Genomic DNA, 13,794 nt, shown 5'->3' on the forward strand with positions numbered 1-13,794 from the left:
TCCCCCTATTTGCCCTGCTCAAGACGAAGAAGCCGCTGCTCAAGCTCATAAATCAGCGCCCTCAACCGCTCATTCTCACTCTCGACCTGCAAGACACGGCGGTTGAGGTTTTCCAGCTCAAGGTTCGCCAGAGGGTCCATGCCTTGCATGAAATCGACCTCTGGCGGCGGAACATAGTCACGCACCTCGCGCTCGCCCGTCGGCGCTTGGGTCTGCGCACCAACAGCGGTCCCAAAACTCAGCAAAAGGCCGACCAGGAGAGCAATACGTTTCATTTCCAGAAGCACCCCTGACCGCCCTGCTGATAGGTGAAAGCAGCCATCGCCCCCACTTGCGCATCATCCGTCACCCGTGCCGGATCGCGTTGTTCAGAAGCCAGCCCAGCGATCACGAAGTTATTGCCAGCAGCACCGCTGACGACTTCCTCATTTTCCCAAGCCGCCGAGAGCGCCGGAGCAGCCTTTTCGTTTGCGGAGAAGAACAGCACGTCGCTGTCAGATACCTGCATGGCCGCATACTGCATTTCCTCGACCATGTTGCCCGTGCCGGTGCGCGGCCCGTTGTTCAGGCCAACACCTTCGCCCCAGCCGGTGCAGACCTTAAAGCCTGCCGCCGTCAGATCCTCCTGCCAGCGCTCTGCGAGCGGGCCTTGAAAATCACCGTAAACGCCGACAGTCAGCCTATCGCGGACGGGTTTCAGCAGCTCGATAGCAGCATCCATCTTGGGCCGATCGACAGGACCGTAGATCATCCAGACGATAGGGCCGCTGGACGCAAGCGCCTTGTTCAGATCATTTTCGACTGCCGACAGATTGATACCGTCTGCCGATGCAGCCGAACCAAATGCCAAAAGCCCCAGAGCAAGCGAAACTGCCTTCATAATCTGACCTCAATAGCTGTTGTTATAGGTGTAGGCCGACAACATGCCTGCCCATCCGCTCGCCCGCATCGAGCCAGCAGAAATGTCTTTGTCGCGCCGTTGCAGCTCGTAGTAGCTGCTGTAGGCGTATTCCATGAAAGCATCCCGAGCTTCCTCGGTCGCCAGAGCCATCATCGCCTGCGACGAGCTGCCAGCCTGTGTGCCGTATCCGATCACACCATCTGCGGTCATGCCGCCATTACTGGACGCAGCAATGCCTGCGTTGGACAGCGCATCAAGCGTCGGGCCGCAGGTAGGCTCAAGGGTCTGCCCGTCAGGCCGTGATAGACCCTGCGAGGCGTATCCAGGCAGGAGGCCGGATTGGAAGGGAATGCGAGCGTTCAGGAACGTCTCAGGGTTCACAACGAGATAGGTGGAGTCGTTGTTTGGGATTGCCCCAGACGACAGGGGAGCGCCCTTGGAGCCAAAGCCATTGCCGAGCGCCCAGACGCGGCCCAGCTCCCCACCAGCGGCAGCAACCACGTCTGCCCGAAGTGCCACCATCAAGTGAAGGTGGATCGCCCCAGGCGAGCCGCTATCGCCCATAGTTGAGAGAATGTCGCCTGCCGCGACTGTCTCGCCAGCTTTTACCTTCACAGAGCTGTTGTGCAGATAGGCATAGCGCATCAGGCCGTCTGCGGTCTGCACTGTCACCCCGCGCACCGATCCCACATCAGCATTGATGACCTGCCCCGCCAGACCGGCCTGCATAGGCCCGCCGCGTGGGGTGTTCACAATATCAAGGCCGACGTGATAGCCCGTGCTGGCTCCGCTACGGTTGCTCCGATCGACACCAAAGGGCGAGCTGACTGCGGGAGTTCCTGTCACAATCGCATTCTGGAAGCAGTTTAGTCCCAGTGCTGCGCCCGACACCGAAACCTGACCATCTGCGCCGACGGCTCCTGCCCCTTCGCCATCCCTATGTGCGCCAGCTCCGTCCCTGATACGGCGCTTCACATAGGCGTCGAGCTGGGCCACGCTGGACATGCTGTTTTGGGACAGCAGCGTAGAAAGATTGCCAAGATTGGCGGCAGTAAAACCGGACGAAACAAAGGTTGTAAGCCCACCTGCTCCGAGGAAGTGTGCCGCATTCAACAGCCCCCCTTCCCTGACCGTGAACCCATCAACAGTGCTGTTGACCGAGCTTTTGGCGGCATGGCCGATGCGCGACCATTCCAGAAGCGTCAGCTCTCTGAAAACCCTGTCTTGGAAGGCATTGTTTGACAGGAAGTCTGCCATCGAGTTGACCCCGTGGCGCTGGGCAGCAGCCGTCCATGTATAGTTCGACCACGATCCATCAGCAGCCCGACCTCGCCCTGTGACATATCCGAGATCGACCATTTTTGCAGGCATCACCTGATATGCACCGGAGGCGAAAGTGCTTGGGTTCTGGACGTGATAACGACCGGAGCTTTCAGCTCCCGTGACGATGACCGCGTATCTGCCAAGGTCGAAGCCGTTTGGAATGCCAATATCCTGTGCCTGGACTGCCGAGCAGGAGGCGATAATTGCGGCTGGGAAGATCCAATTCCGGTTCATCTGCATACCTCTCACTGCGGGGGATCAGGCTGGAACGGCGAAATCTTCACTTCCGCAGCTTCCAGTGAATGAACAAGCTCACCAGTATCAGGATCAATGAACCGGATTGCCGCTTCGCTGCCTTGCTCAATGAGGCGGTGGCCTCGCTGGTTCGTAACCTCTGAAATGCGGAAGCCGTAGCCGACGGTCGCGGCGACTTCTCCGGCTATTTCGCCATCACGCACCACGACACCACGACATACCAATCCATTCATCATGCAGGTTTCCCCGTTCTGATCGAGAACGACAAACTGCACCTTGCTCCCATCCTTGTCATCGTAGGCCACAGCGCCGGTAGATGGAGGAACAGCCGCACCGGCAAAGGCGCGGACGGCTTCAAGGGTTTCCGCATCAACATCGCTGTAATCGAGCGGTGGGTTTGCTGGCAGGCGCGGGACATAGCGTCCTCCTTCCCAGACCCAGATAAACTGGCCACTGCGAAGGTCAGCAAAACCGCCCGTCTTGGGAGAGCCTATTGTGATTGGAGAGGCCCCAACAAAAAGCTCGATCCAGTTTTTCAGCTCTGGGTTCCATACCAGAACCGCAGACTGCTCACCGCGAGAAATGATCCTCTCCGACGGCTCGCGCATGTCGAGCTGCACTTCTTCAACCACGTCATCCGCAAATAGCGGTGTGGCTACCCCCCCTGAAATCAGGAGACCAAAGAGACAGCGGGTAAATGAAGCGCCAAGTTTCATGGAGGTTCCGCACTCGGAGTTTGTAAAACTACAATTCTTATGTTTACATGGTCCGAAGGGTTTTTCAAACAAAATGGCGAGAAAACTACAGATGCCCGACCCCATCAATATCACGTCTGTTGTGGGCGCATCCCCGCCCCATGCTGCGGTTCACCCGATGATCCGCGAGGCATTGCACGAAGCAAATGCCCCCAAGTTTTTGTTCTCCCTCTTCGATCTGCCTGACGGCGAACACATCGAGCCGCTGGACACCAGCGCCATACCCGCAGGCCCGCTCAGTGCCGACCCCTGGCTGGCTCCGATCTTTGCCCAGATACAGGTGGAGACCGGCGACAAAGGCCGCTGGGCTTGGCTGTGCTATGGTCTGCGACCAACCGAAGAAGGCGAGGCAGCATACTTCGTGGCGACACTTGACCACCGTGGCCTCCGAGCTGCTTGGCGGGACAATGAAGGTGAGCCTCAAAGCGAAGATGACGGCTTCGCTGAATTGACGACCGAAGGCGTCACTCATGCCGACCACGCCAAAGAGTTTCTTGAACGCCTCGGGCTTTCAGCTCTGGCAGCATAAGGGAGGTGTAAAATGAGCGAAGATCCCCAGATCGCAGGCGAGCAGGAAACGGAGCGCAAAACTGGTCAATCTCGTGCTGACCGTAAAAGGGCCAAAGCCGAACAGCGCAAAGCCAAAGAAGAAAGCCGCAGCACTGCGAGCAAAATCTTCCGTTCAGCCTTCACGCCGACTGCACCTTGGCGCTCGCCTATCAGGACGATCGAGGGCAGCGGCGTTCTGTTTGGCAAGAATGGCGTCCTGCGCAGCGGGATCAAACAGGCCCGCCGCACTTGTTCCAGATGCTCGTCTCGTATGCAGTTGGAAACCATTATCCCGACCAATGACAATGGCGTTGTGACCGGCGAGCCGCAGCGTGTTTTGGCCTGCACCAACTGCGATAATGTCGAAGATGTGACAGAGATCATGGATGCCAGCACAAAATCCATGCCCACTCTCGAATCAGCAGAAACCCAGTTCTACCTCTTTGGCGCATTGATTTTTGGCGTCTTCGGAGTGATCTCATTCTTCAACGGCTCACTCTTCACCTTCCTTGGGGGCGCGGTTGTCGCCTTCCTTCTGATCGCCACGGCTCTCTTCTACCGATACCGATATTGGCAGGCGAAGAACAGCAGGATGTTCGAGGATCGTCCACCAATCAAAGATTGGCTCAGGGACGAAATGAAAAACTGAAAAAACCCCCGCCTTTGGAGCGGGGGTTTCTCTTTGCAGAGCGAAGTATCAGCGAGCGTCCAAGAGGCCGGACTTCTGCTCACGGACACTTGGCAGGCCAAGCTGGTAACGCTCGTCCTGCGTCAGCTCGCGGCCCGTATTGGTGAGATACTTGCCGGTGTTGCGATAGGCTTGCTCTGCATATGCCTTCCGGTTGGCCGGAGTGGTTGCATCAGCAGCAGCGGCAGCATTGAGGCGAGCATCGTAGTCTGCCCTATAGGCTTCACGCCGAGCAGCGTCTTTAGCTATCACAGCGCCCAAACGCTCGTGGTTGGTTTCAGACGACCACTGACGAAGCCGCCAATAAAGCATCCAGGCGGCAAGCTCTTTTCGACGTTCTGCACTCTCATTTGCGTAGTGTTTATCCGCATAGGCCAGATAGATTTCCTGCGCGGCATCATTTTCTTCTTTGGTGTAGGTATGGACGCCAGAGAAAATATCCTCTGGCAAAGGCACATCCTCAACAAGCGCCTTAACCTTTGCTTCACCAAGGCTTTGCACCCACTTTGCGGCGTCCTTGCGGAGCGCAGCTTTAGCAGAACGATCATTAAACCAACCGAGGACGCGGCCAAACAGGCCGTCAGACGACGGGTGCAGCGTAGCAGCAGCGTTCATGTCAGCATCCTCCTTCTGGTTCATTGGTCTGCCTTCCTATCACATATGGGGTCACAAATCGAGAAAAAAAGGGGCATTCGTTACTTTTTTTATGCGTCGGTCGTTTCTGCGAAAGATCGGCTCATGCTTCTGATGGTATCAAGGTTTTGCTTTTTGCGAAGATCCCCTTCACCATGACGATCGAACGCACCTGCGAGGTATTGCCCCACCAAGGGTGATCCCTTCGCAAGAGCATCTGCGTCAAGATCAGGGTAGGTCTTGGCAATTTTTTCCAGTGATATAGCGGTTGAGGTATTTGACCAACGAGCGGACACTTCGGCAAGCAAGCCGGAGGCAACCGTATTATCTCCTATCATTTCAGCGGCAGCTTTAGCTTGGGCGATGACCTTTGCTGCCTGCTCTTGCGTCTTTGCCCATTCGATCTGTGCATGGATGCGATCATTCCGCGACCTGATCCAATCAGCCATCGCCTTATGCTTCTCTTCCACCTTCAACTTGGCCCATGAGCCAGACTGAATTTGAGCCTTTCGCCACGCATAAAACTCTCCAAAAATCGTCTCCTGCGCGGTTCGGAGCTGAATAAGCAGACCCTCGCTTGGCCCTTCAAGCAAATCGGCCAGACGACTACGGAAACGCCGCTCTGCACGTTCAGTTTCTCGGAGCAGATTGATTTCAGCAACCGAGGGACTTTTAACAGTGACGTATGGGTTTCTGCGCCATGTATCCACATTAGGCACATTGCCGGTGTAGAACGAAAGGATACGAGCCAGACGCTGCCCACCAGATTCCTTACCAGTTTGATCGAATTCTTTTGTCCCGATCAGGACGTGGAACTCACCATTCTCCTGTCTGGTAAGATCGTTATAGCTGATGCGGAACTCTTCATCCAAAGAACTGCCTTCTGTCAGCTTCAAAGAGTTATGAATGCCAAGTGAATCCCGTTTGAACTCCATACTGGAAGCAACTTGGGTGCTGACTTTTCCGGCAAGCTGAATAGCCGTCCTGCTCGTCTCCGATTCAGCATCACTCGTTACGCGACCAATCATTTTCAATGCAGTGTTATCGAGGATCGCCTTACCTTCTGCTTCACTGCCCTTGGAGAGAGACGGAATATCCTGTGTCCCGAAATAGACCGCCACACCCATAGAGCGAGCCTGCGCGGGAATGACGCTTGTTCCTGGAACCACATAATACCCCACTTCATCAAGGACGCAGAGATAGGGGATCGAAGAGTTGGAGGGGTTGCCTTCAATAATTTGCCTTCTTGATCCTTCTGGCGCTGTGTTCAGAAGCGCACCGAGAACGGACTTGACCGAAAGGACGGTCATCTTACCCAGCATTGAGAGGTTGGACGGAGACCGTTCGAGGGAAGGCAGAAGCACCATCAAAGATCGGCGGTTCAGGACCACATCGTAATAGCTGATCTCGCCAACTTCTGCGTTATAGATGAAACCGTAGCTATCTTTCAGAGACGAAATGGAGCGGGTTAGCTGCATGGTGATGAAGCCGTGCTGCTTTTCGGTTTCTCCGCGCTGCTGCTTGTCGCCTGGTGTTTCAAGAGACTTATCGCGCTTGGCAATGATGCGAGGTTTCAGCGCCTCATATTCATCAATGTTCATGCCGGAGACGTAGATCGGCTCATTGAAGCGCGTGAGGTTAAAGCTGGGCAGACCATCGAGATAGAGCTTGAGTGCGCTCATTCGAGATTGAAGCGCATTCCAGATGGATGGGTATTCTTCTGGTAGCCAAACCAGTTTTCCATTCAGGTCTTGGATCAGTCCGAAGAGGACAAAGTTTTCGATCACATTGAGGTTGAGATAGCTGGCGATCAAAGATGGGTTCAGCAGAACAAATCCCTGTTCTGCAAGAAACGACATAGGAGGTATTACACCCTCAAGGAACTGGATCGCACGACCCTTCCACATATCATCTTCGCCATCGAGCAAAGAAACCATTACCTCAGATTTCTGTGCGGAACCACCAAAGCCCAGAGGGTTATAGGTGTGTGAACGTCTGTGTTGCTGCGGCCCGATAATGTCTTTTCCGCCAGTCAGGTAATCCATCACGAAGAGGTCTGCATCACGTCCAAGATAGCGTGAAATTTTATATGCGGAGTCGAATGTATTAACCGAGGCTTTACCGTCAACAATCAGACCACCAGACCCCAAAGCCAAAAAGCCAGCATAATGACCCATAATCGCTTCTGTCTTACCCGAACCTGTGGTCCCGATAATCAGGGCGTGTTTGTTCACGTCTTCCGTATCCAGCCAGACTTCTTCGGCAGATTCTAGGTCCATTCCGAGCATAAGATTGGCTTTGCCGGTGCTGTTTGTGGTCGCATCCACAACCGGCCTTTTCATGCGCTTCGAGAGATATGCTGGAACGCGCATAGGCAAGGACCATTTGCGCTTTTTGAGAGCATAATACTTAAAGAACAAAGCCAGAGCAGTCAGAAACAGAGCCTCTGGAATGAAGGGCGCCCATGAGAGCAAAAGGGAGGCCCCAGCAATCAGTCCGAAGATCCCCACGGTTCCTTTCTCGGTCGAACTCCATTGGTAGAGCTTTTGGCCGAACTTCCGCGTGTCTTCACGGCGGGCGGCACGGCTTACTTCCTGACCACGCCTGACACCGGAATACTGTCTACCTGTATTCGCCATCAGTTTGCCCCTCCCTTATCACCACGCGAGGGCTTGCCTGGTTGCTCTGTGAAGTGGTCTTTCACCTCACTTTTAACTTGCCCAGCACGCTGCGCTACGCGCCCCCCCCATGTGCTAGCGCTCCCCTTAGTAGCCGCCGATGCTGCTGCGCCACGAGCGGCAGAAGCCACTGCCCCTGGCGCTCTCATGCCGTGAGCTGCCATATTACCACGCGGACCCGCCCCTGGGATAATCGCACCAGCTCCTGCACCACCGCCGCCGCCACCACCGCCAGCGGGAGCATTAGGCAGACGCGAGGGTGCGCCACCTGCTCCCCCACCGCCGAGGCGTCCCAGAGGGATCGGGCGAATAGCCCGACCTACGTTCAGTGCCGAATCTGCCCGACTACCAACATCCATCGCGCCTTGGCTGTTGGAGAACGCCACGCCAATAGCAGCCATCGCGCCATCACCGATCTGTGTAATCATGCCGCTGCCAATGAGGACCGTGTAGAAGCTGACAATGAGGAAGGCCATGACAAGGCCCAGCAGCCCCAATATCCGCAGGATCGAACCTTGAGCCTGCATCATCACGATCATGTCTCGGAACAGGACGTAGGCCAGATCGAGAGCAACTGCGATCAACAGCATCCCGAAGAAGAAGCCGATGACCGTAAAAATCGGCCGCAAGAACACGCCAAAAATCGTCAGAAGAATGCGGTTCCAAGAACCGATCAGTGTCCCCTCACGAGCTGGGGTAAACAGCGTCATCACCGCAAGCGGTAGGGCAAACATCGCTTCGACAACGAGGATCAGCCAAGAGATCACTGCCGAGAAGAAGTAGATCAAGGGCAGGAGAGGAATGAGAGTGGCGGTAATGAAACCCGCTACCAAAAGCCCCCATCCTAGCGGTTTGAGGACCACATCACTCATATCGGAAACGAACTGACCGATCGCAAACCCTGCAACCCCACCAGTGACTGCACCGGCAAGCGGAGCCCAATCGGCTACTGCGGCTGCTGCTGAAAGCGCACCGCCCGCATAGAGAAGGCCATGACCATATTCGGTCACGTCGATCATTGGATCGGAATAGCCGCCGTCATCACGCACAGCAAAGAGATCAATGAGCATCCCAAACAGGTTGGTTATGATGCCATCGACTTCATCTACACCACCCTGCTGGCCTGTCGCACCAGCGCCGTTACGGCGAACTTCCGATGCAACTGCATTGGCCGTGGTCGCCCAGCGTGTCTGGTTCTCGCTCATTTCCGCCATTACAGACGTGGCAATCGGATTGGCGTCACGTCCACCAAAGAACGAAGAATCCAAAGCATTATTCGAGATGTAACGGGCTGCGTTATTCTCTGCTTTAATGTCCAGAGACAGAGACCCAAGAGTTGAACGATACTCCGCAACGGCCAAACTAATGCCTCGCTGCCAAGACGGAGCCAGAACCCAGCCATCTTCGGTCACGCGGTTAATGGCATTGATCTGCACTTCCCGCACTGCCTCTTGCAGATCATCAGCCCCCGTCCCAGAGAACAGGTCTTCTTCCATGCTTGTGATATAGGTGGCATGGGCGCGGCGCACCGCAGCGACAGATTGCTGGCGGATAGCGTTTTCGCTGTCACGCATTCTGATCCGGTTGGCGATAGCTGCGGCATCATCAGCAAGCTGGTTCATTGCCGTGGTATAGTTGGCAACCAGACGGCCAGCAGCTACGCCACGCAGCCCATCAAAGAGGTCATGGCCGGATTCATCAAAGGTGATGGTCTGCTCAAATCGAACCGATCCGCAGATATTGTCCGAGCCGCGATAGCTGTCCGAGGTATCCTGCCAGCGATGGGTCAAAACGATCTTGCGGATCGGGTTGTCCCCCCGATGATCTACAGCAAATTCGTTGCGGGTGACGGTTTCAGGCGTGTTGTCGAACTCAATTACATCGTCAGCAGCGCCGCTGACCTGACGGTTGATCGAGTTGAGTCCGTTTGCACAGATGTTGCCTATAACCAATGCGTTAAGGGCATCAGCGAACTGGCCCGAAACTGCTGCATCGACTGTCCCGTAAATTCTGGACGTTTGAACAAAGTTTTGCCCCTCAATGCTACGTTCCGCGATCAGGGACCAGGCTTTGTCACCAAGGGCAGACCCTTGAACGATCAGCCAGAGCAGAGCGATCTGCGCAATGGTGAAGCCTTTAGCAACCGGAATGAAGAAAATCGCCCCCATAGCCGACCGCATGATGGTGTAGCGCGTGTCGGTGCGTTGACCGAAGGTTTTGCCATCATTCGCTGTATCGAGAGCCACAGTCAGAAGGGTGTAAAGCCCGACCCCGATTACAAGGAAGAGTCCAGCGGTATTAAACAGGGCGATTGCGGCAACAAGCCAGCTATCGCCGTCGTTTGTAACTTCACCGCCTTGGACGAGACGGATGATCGAACCGAAAATGCGCTCAAGCTGGGCGACGGCCAAGCCGCCCCCACCTTGACCCACTGCGGGATCGAACAGATCACCAAGCTCCGTGAACTCTTCCATTGGCGGCTCTTTCTCAGATCGAAGGTGAAATGGTCGAATTAGCCGGTTGCGTAGCTTCCGGTGCAGGCTCGCGCTCTACGCCTTTAGATTTCTCGTAGGCCATCGAGCGGCGAGCATTCAGCTCTTGGGTCACGAGGCGCAGGAACTCTTCTGTCGCCTCAAGATCCCCTCGCGCCGCGAAGTGATCTGTGGGTTTGACCGCATATTGCCCGCCCAGACCTTGCAGCTCGCGGTCCCCCTTGCTCAAAGCATGGTTGACCATAGACGCTTCAAAGACGCGGGCGAAAATCTCGTGAGGCGAGCGAAGATACTGGCCGTATTCGTCATCTGCACGATACTGCGCACCGATCTCGCTTTGGATACGGTTCAAAAGCCCCGATTGCTCCAAAATTTGCTCCCGCGTCTGCTTGGAGAGCGCATTCCCGAAGTCGATGGCGTGTGCCAGCTCGTGAACGAATGAGCCTGGGGTTTTCAGAGAAACCGCGATGGTCAGCGCACCACGCCGCATTTGGCCGTCTTCGCCAATCGTGCCAGCCACCCCGCTGCGGTCCATATGCCGCATAACACCCGAAGCATTCCCACCGTAGAGAACTGCACCCATGTTGAAGCGAAGCGGCAGCTTCTCCTGCTCTGGGAGCAGGGCATCCGGCTCCAACCCCAAGCGCTCGGCTACATAATTCGTGGCCTGGCTCAGAGCCTTTGCATAATTTGCCAGCTCACGGGTCGGCATGGAGTTGTCTCGGATCGTCTTGAAGGGCAGATCACGCAGGATGCTTTCAAGCGTCGTGCGTTCATCAAGGCGAACATTCTGACCACCAAACGGTGCGATCGGCACACCGTTATATCTGATCGCAGCAAGGGCCACACGTTCACGCGGTTCAGATTTGGCAAAATCCTCGCCCAGTATGACGTTGATCTGTGAGAGGGAATTGAGGCCACGGCCTGATTGAACGCTGTCGTGAAGCGCCGCAATAGCCTCGCTCTGACCCGCTACATCGTTGGCGTCCTTTGCTGCCAGATACTTCTGGGCCAGCGCGGTCTCCATCATGCCCGAGTGATCCACGCCTTTCGTCGCATAAAGCTGCATGAAACGCGCACCGAGCATAGCTGCATGGCCCTTCACCAGATCGGTCGAAGGGCCTGATACGGCTTTTTCTGCGTGATCCACGAGTGCGTGAAAGACCTCCATTCCACGACCATCGAGCAGGTTTCCCTTTTCGGAATTGAGCTTCTTTCGCTGATCTGCCGCAGCAGCCATCACCGCTTTCATGATCCGGTCACGGCTTTCCGGCTCAACCATCGTGACCTGATCTGCTAGGGATACCTCTTCGATGATCCTGCGCTCTTCAAGGCCATCCATGCGCTCATTCTGACGCATCATGTCTTGGGGCGCTCGGGAAGCCACAATTTCATCGCGGGAGAAAAACTGGCTCAGGGCGTCTGCAATGGACCGCGTGTCCGTCATGGTCCGATGATTTACAAGCAGTCTTCGGCCATTCGGCAGGTAGTCTTCCTCAACCCAGCCTGCGTCGAGCAAGTCTGCATCTGTCATGCCTTCAAGCCGATCGGGTGTCACTTCAAGGCGCAGATTGAAGACGCCGCGCCCCAAGCTGACACGCTCTACTTTCGCATCGAGGCTTGAGAGATCGAACCATTTGGGGGTCGCCATAGCTTAATCCTTTCCGTTTACGCAGGCTGCGCCACTGACGCGGCCTTTGCTCTCGGGAGTTTGCCGGTTTGCACGGAAAATCCGTCGCGGCCCTGCCCGTTAAATTCGCTGATAAGTGAGTAGAACTCGCGCTCGTTGAGGCTTTTCAGCTTCACGACGGTATTGCCGGAGGCCACGGTCACGCGGGCTGCGGTATCGAATTTGATCGCATCACGATTGCAATTCACAACGCCGACTGCGGAGAGATCAATTTTTCCGGTTCCGCCTGGGTGATGTTCCCAGTTGCCGGAGGCTATAAGGATAGTGTCTTTCCCAGTTTCCCATTCCACATAGAGCCACTTGATCTTAATGGCCCCTTCGCCCCCCTTGGGAGCAACAGTGGTTTTCACGACGATGATGAAATTGCCGTCTCCGGTGATTTTGTGATCCGGCCCACGACGCGGAAACAGAAGTCGATCGAGCAGCAGAGTTTCGATGGTCGGCTGGGTAAGACGACGCACCCCCATACGGGAGAGCTTTTGAATTTCGTCATGGCCGTGGTTGATTGCCTGCTTGTTCATTCCTGCTCTTCCTCGACCAAGTTATCGTCCAGGCCCTCTTGGTGAACGATTGTGGCGCTCTCAGCGTTTTCGATCAGCTCTGGCAGCTCTACGAAGATTTCCGGCTGCAATGCACTCAGCCTGTGAGCCAAGACAGCCATGTTCTGTGCGAGGGGGGCATCCTTCGGGACATAAAGCAGCTCGGCCAGTGCTTCGGGCCAGATCAGGCTCACATCATTGATTTCAGCGGTGTGGTTTCCATAATCATCGGCCCGCTCCAACCGAGCGACTTCATCGAAGATCCGAAAGATGCTGTCCCCTCTTGCCATCAGCGCACCGCCTCTGCGCCAAGAAGCGCTGCAATGACAGCCTCGCGCCGGTCGTTAGACCCTGAAAGGCTGTTTTCGAGGCCAAGAGCGATTGCCCGCAAGCGAGCGATCTCTTTGGCAAGGCCCACCTCGGATTTGGTTACGAGAGCGGCTGACCATTCCTCGTATTCATCCCCACCGCCATAGCGAGAAATCAACCATGACAAGGCTTCATCTGCCGACATTCCAGAGGCATCATCAAAGTGACCACCTTCTTCCCGTGCTGCACGGACAGCGGCCAGCGAGACAATCGCAGGGGATCGGACAGCTTCTGCGCGTCTCGCAGTCATCATCGTCAAGCGATCGCCTGGGCCGGTGATGCTCTGCGGTTTGACCGGCGGGAAGCCGATCACGTTGTTCATGAAAGCATCTTTGATTGCATCAGGGGTGTCTGGGGAAAGGAATGCTTCGGCAGATACCGCCTCCGGCGTGTCGTAGCGCAGCGCGGCTGCGATCGCTTCACCTGTCTCAACAGTAGAGCCAGGGGCAGAGTAGAGCGCACCGCTGTTCATGATCTCGGAAGCGCGTGAGCCAAGTGTCGTCAGGGCCACGTCAGTTTGCTGCAACCGTTCGATAATATCACATGAGCCGACAGCTTGGCCCTGTGGGCCATAAGTCCGATGGGCCTCAGCGATCCGTTCTGCCGCCTGCTGGGCCGCATAAACTTGCGCGACCCCTTGAGCAGAGGATTTACCAAAAGCCGCCTCACGCGCACTGGCCGCAGAGCGCTGGCGCGTTGCGAGCCGCACGGCGGAAATAAGCTGTTCATTGGTCATCTGCGATTGCGTTGCAACCGTTGCCGCCATTGTGTTCACGGCAGCGTTCAGTGCTGACTGGGTTCCAGAGTGACCTGCTTGCCAAATCCCATCGTTGACCGAGCAAGTCGCGCCACCAGCAAGAACCGCTGACGGCAGAAAAGCTGCAATTCCGAGACCGAAAGCAATACTGCGAAGTCTGGTCAT

Annotated in this window: 13 protein-coding genes; 2 read left to right on the forward strand and 11 right to left on the reverse strand. The window is 55.9% G+C overall.

Annotation, left to right across the window (positions count from 1 at the left end):
• Window positions 1-5: 5 nt before the first annotated feature.
• From H0485_RS17100 to H0485_RS17115, 4 genes are read right to left on the reverse strand one after another with little or no spacing between them, the layout of a single operon-like run.
• Entirely contained in the window at window positions 6-275 is a 270-nt protein-coding gene (locus H0485_RS17100; RefSeq protein WP_226937155.1) for a hypothetical protein, read from the reverse strand.
• Window positions 272-880, reverse strand: a complete 609-nt coding sequence (locus H0485_RS17105) for a hypothetical protein (protein ID WP_226937156.1) — start codon at window positions 878-880, stop codon at window positions 272-274. The genes H0485_RS17100 and H0485_RS17105 overlap by 4 nt, the downstream gene beginning before the upstream one ends.
• A 9-nt stretch (window positions 881-889) precedes the next feature.
• Window positions 890-2,464, reverse strand: coding sequence for a M23 family metallopeptidase (locus H0485_RS17110; protein ID WP_226937157.1), 1,575 nt, complete (start codon window positions 2,462-2,464; stop codon window positions 890-892).
• A 5-nt stretch (window positions 2,465-2,469) separates the two neighbouring features.
• Window positions 2,470-3,195, reverse strand: coding sequence for a hypothetical protein (locus H0485_RS17115; protein WP_226937158.1), 726 nt, complete (start codon window positions 3,193-3,195; stop codon window positions 2,470-2,472).
• 91 nt (window positions 3,196-3,286) lie between these two features.
• Here H0485_RS17115 and H0485_RS17120 point away from each other — a divergent pair, with 91 nt between their 5' ends.
• Together H0485_RS17120 and H0485_RS17125 are read left to right on the forward strand one after the other, a co-directional pair.
• Window positions 3,287-3,763 carry a hypothetical protein gene (locus H0485_RS17120; RefSeq protein WP_226937159.1) on the forward strand — a complete coding sequence of 159 codons (477 nt, stop codon included), beginning with the start codon at window positions 3,287-3,289 and terminating at the stop codon, window positions 3,761-3,763.
• 12 nt (window positions 3,764-3,775) lie between these two features.
• Window positions 3,776-4,432 (forward strand): hypothetical protein, encoded by a 657-nt coding sequence (locus H0485_RS17125; protein WP_226937160.1) that lies wholly within the window; start codon window positions 3,776-3,778, stop codon window positions 4,430-4,432.
• A 48-nt stretch (window positions 4,433-4,480) separates the two neighbouring features.
• Here the strand turns inward: H0485_RS17125 and H0485_RS17130 are convergent, their stop codons facing one another.
• From H0485_RS17130 to H0485_RS17160, 7 genes are all read right to left on the reverse strand, one after another.
• Window positions 4,481-5,110: a hypothetical protein gene (locus tag H0485_RS17130; protein ID WP_226937161.1), complete on the reverse strand. Its 630-nt coding sequence runs from the start codon at window positions 5,108-5,110 to the stop codon at window positions 4,481-4,483.
• Between the two features lie 65 nt (window positions 5,111-5,175).
• Window positions 5,176-7,743 carry a TraM recognition domain-containing protein gene (locus H0485_RS17135; protein ID WP_226937162.1) on the reverse strand — a complete coding sequence of 856 codons (2,568 nt, stop codon included), beginning with the start codon at window positions 7,741-7,743 and terminating at the stop codon, window positions 5,176-5,178.
• On the reverse strand, window positions 7,743-10,256 hold the full coding sequence (locus H0485_RS17140; protein ID WP_226937163.1) for a DotA/TraY family protein: 2,514 nt from the start codon (window positions 10,254-10,256) through the stop codon (window positions 7,743-7,745). The genes H0485_RS17135 and H0485_RS17140 overlap by 1 nt, the downstream gene beginning before the upstream one ends.
• A gap of 13 nt (window positions 10,257-10,269) precedes the next feature.
• Window positions 10,270-11,925: a hypothetical protein gene (locus H0485_RS17145; protein ID WP_226937164.1), complete on the reverse strand. Its 1,656-nt coding sequence runs from the start codon at window positions 11,923-11,925 to the stop codon at window positions 10,270-10,272.
• Window positions 11,926-11,942: 17 nt separating this feature from the next.
• Entirely contained in the window at window positions 11,943-12,485 is a 543-nt protein-coding gene (locus tag H0485_RS17150) for a hypothetical protein (protein WP_226937165.1), read from the reverse strand.
• On the reverse strand, window positions 12,482-12,793 hold the full coding sequence (locus H0485_RS17155) for a hypothetical protein (protein WP_226937166.1): 312 nt from the start codon (window positions 12,791-12,793) through the stop codon (window positions 12,482-12,484). The genes H0485_RS17150 and H0485_RS17155 overlap by 4 nt, the downstream gene beginning before the upstream one ends.
• The gene (locus H0485_RS17160) at window positions 12,793-13,794 is read right to left on the reverse strand and encodes a hypothetical protein (RefSeq protein WP_226937167.1); all 1,002 of its coding nucleotides are present in this window, start codon (window positions 13,792-13,794) and stop codon (window positions 12,793-12,795) included. Before H0485_RS17160 ends, H0485_RS17155 begins: the two co-directional genes overlap by 1 nt.

The sequence above is a fragment of the Pseudogemmobacter faecipullorum genome (genome assembly GCF_020539525.1).
GTDB lineage: Bacteria > Pseudomonadota > Alphaproteobacteria > Rhodobacterales > Rhodobacteraceae > Pseudogemmobacter > Pseudogemmobacter faecipullorum.

Bases quoted from the DNA above. Each gene is read 5' to 3' on its own strand.
- H0485_RS17100 (WP_226937155.1), bottom strand. From the start codon at position 275: ATGAAACGTATTGCTCTCCTGGTCGGCCTTTTGCTGAGTTTTGGGACC.
- H0485_RS17105 (WP_226937156.1), bottom strand. From the start codon at position 880: ATGAAGGCAGTTTCGCTTGCTCTGGGGCTTTTGGCATTTGGTTCGGCT.
- H0485_RS17110 (WP_226937157.1), bottom strand. From the start codon at position 2,464: ATGCAGATGAACCGGAATTGGATCTTCCCAGCCGCAATTATCGCCTCC.
- H0485_RS17115 (WP_226937158.1), bottom strand. From the start codon at position 3,195: ATGAAACTTGGCGCTTCATTTACCCGCTGTCTCTTTGGTCTCCTGATT.
- H0485_RS17120 (WP_226937159.1), top strand. From the start codon at position 3,287: ATGCCCGACCCCATCAATATCACGTCTGTTGTGGGCGCATCCCCGCCC.
- H0485_RS17125 (WP_226937160.1), top strand. From the start codon at position 3,776: ATGAGCGAAGATCCCCAGATCGCAGGCGAGCAGGAAACGGAGCGCAAA.
- H0485_RS17130 (WP_226937161.1), bottom strand. From the start codon at position 5,110: ATGAACCAGAAGGAGGATGCTGACATGAACGCTGCTGCTACGCTGCAC.
- H0485_RS17135 (WP_226937162.1), bottom strand. From the start codon at position 7,743: ATGGCGAATACAGGTAGACAGTATTCCGGTGTCAGGCGTGGTCAGGAA.
- H0485_RS17140 (WP_226937163.1), bottom strand. From the start codon at position 10,256: ATGGAAGAGTTCACGGAGCTTGGTGATCTGTTCGATCCCGCAGTGGGT.
- H0485_RS17145 (WP_226937164.1), bottom strand. From the start codon at position 11,925: ATGGCGACCCCCAAATGGTTCGATCTCTCAAGCCTCGATGCGAAAGTA.
- H0485_RS17150 (WP_226937165.1), bottom strand. From the start codon at position 12,485: ATGAACAAGCAGGCAATCAACCACGGCCATGACGAAATTCAAAAGCTC.
- H0485_RS17155 (WP_226937166.1), bottom strand. From the start codon at position 12,793: ATGGCAAGAGGGGACAGCATCTTTCGGATCTTCGATGAAGTCGCTCGG.
- H0485_RS17160 (WP_226937167.1), bottom strand. From the start codon at position 13,794: ATGACCAGACTTCGCAGTATTGCTTTCGGTCTCGGAATTGCAGCTTTT.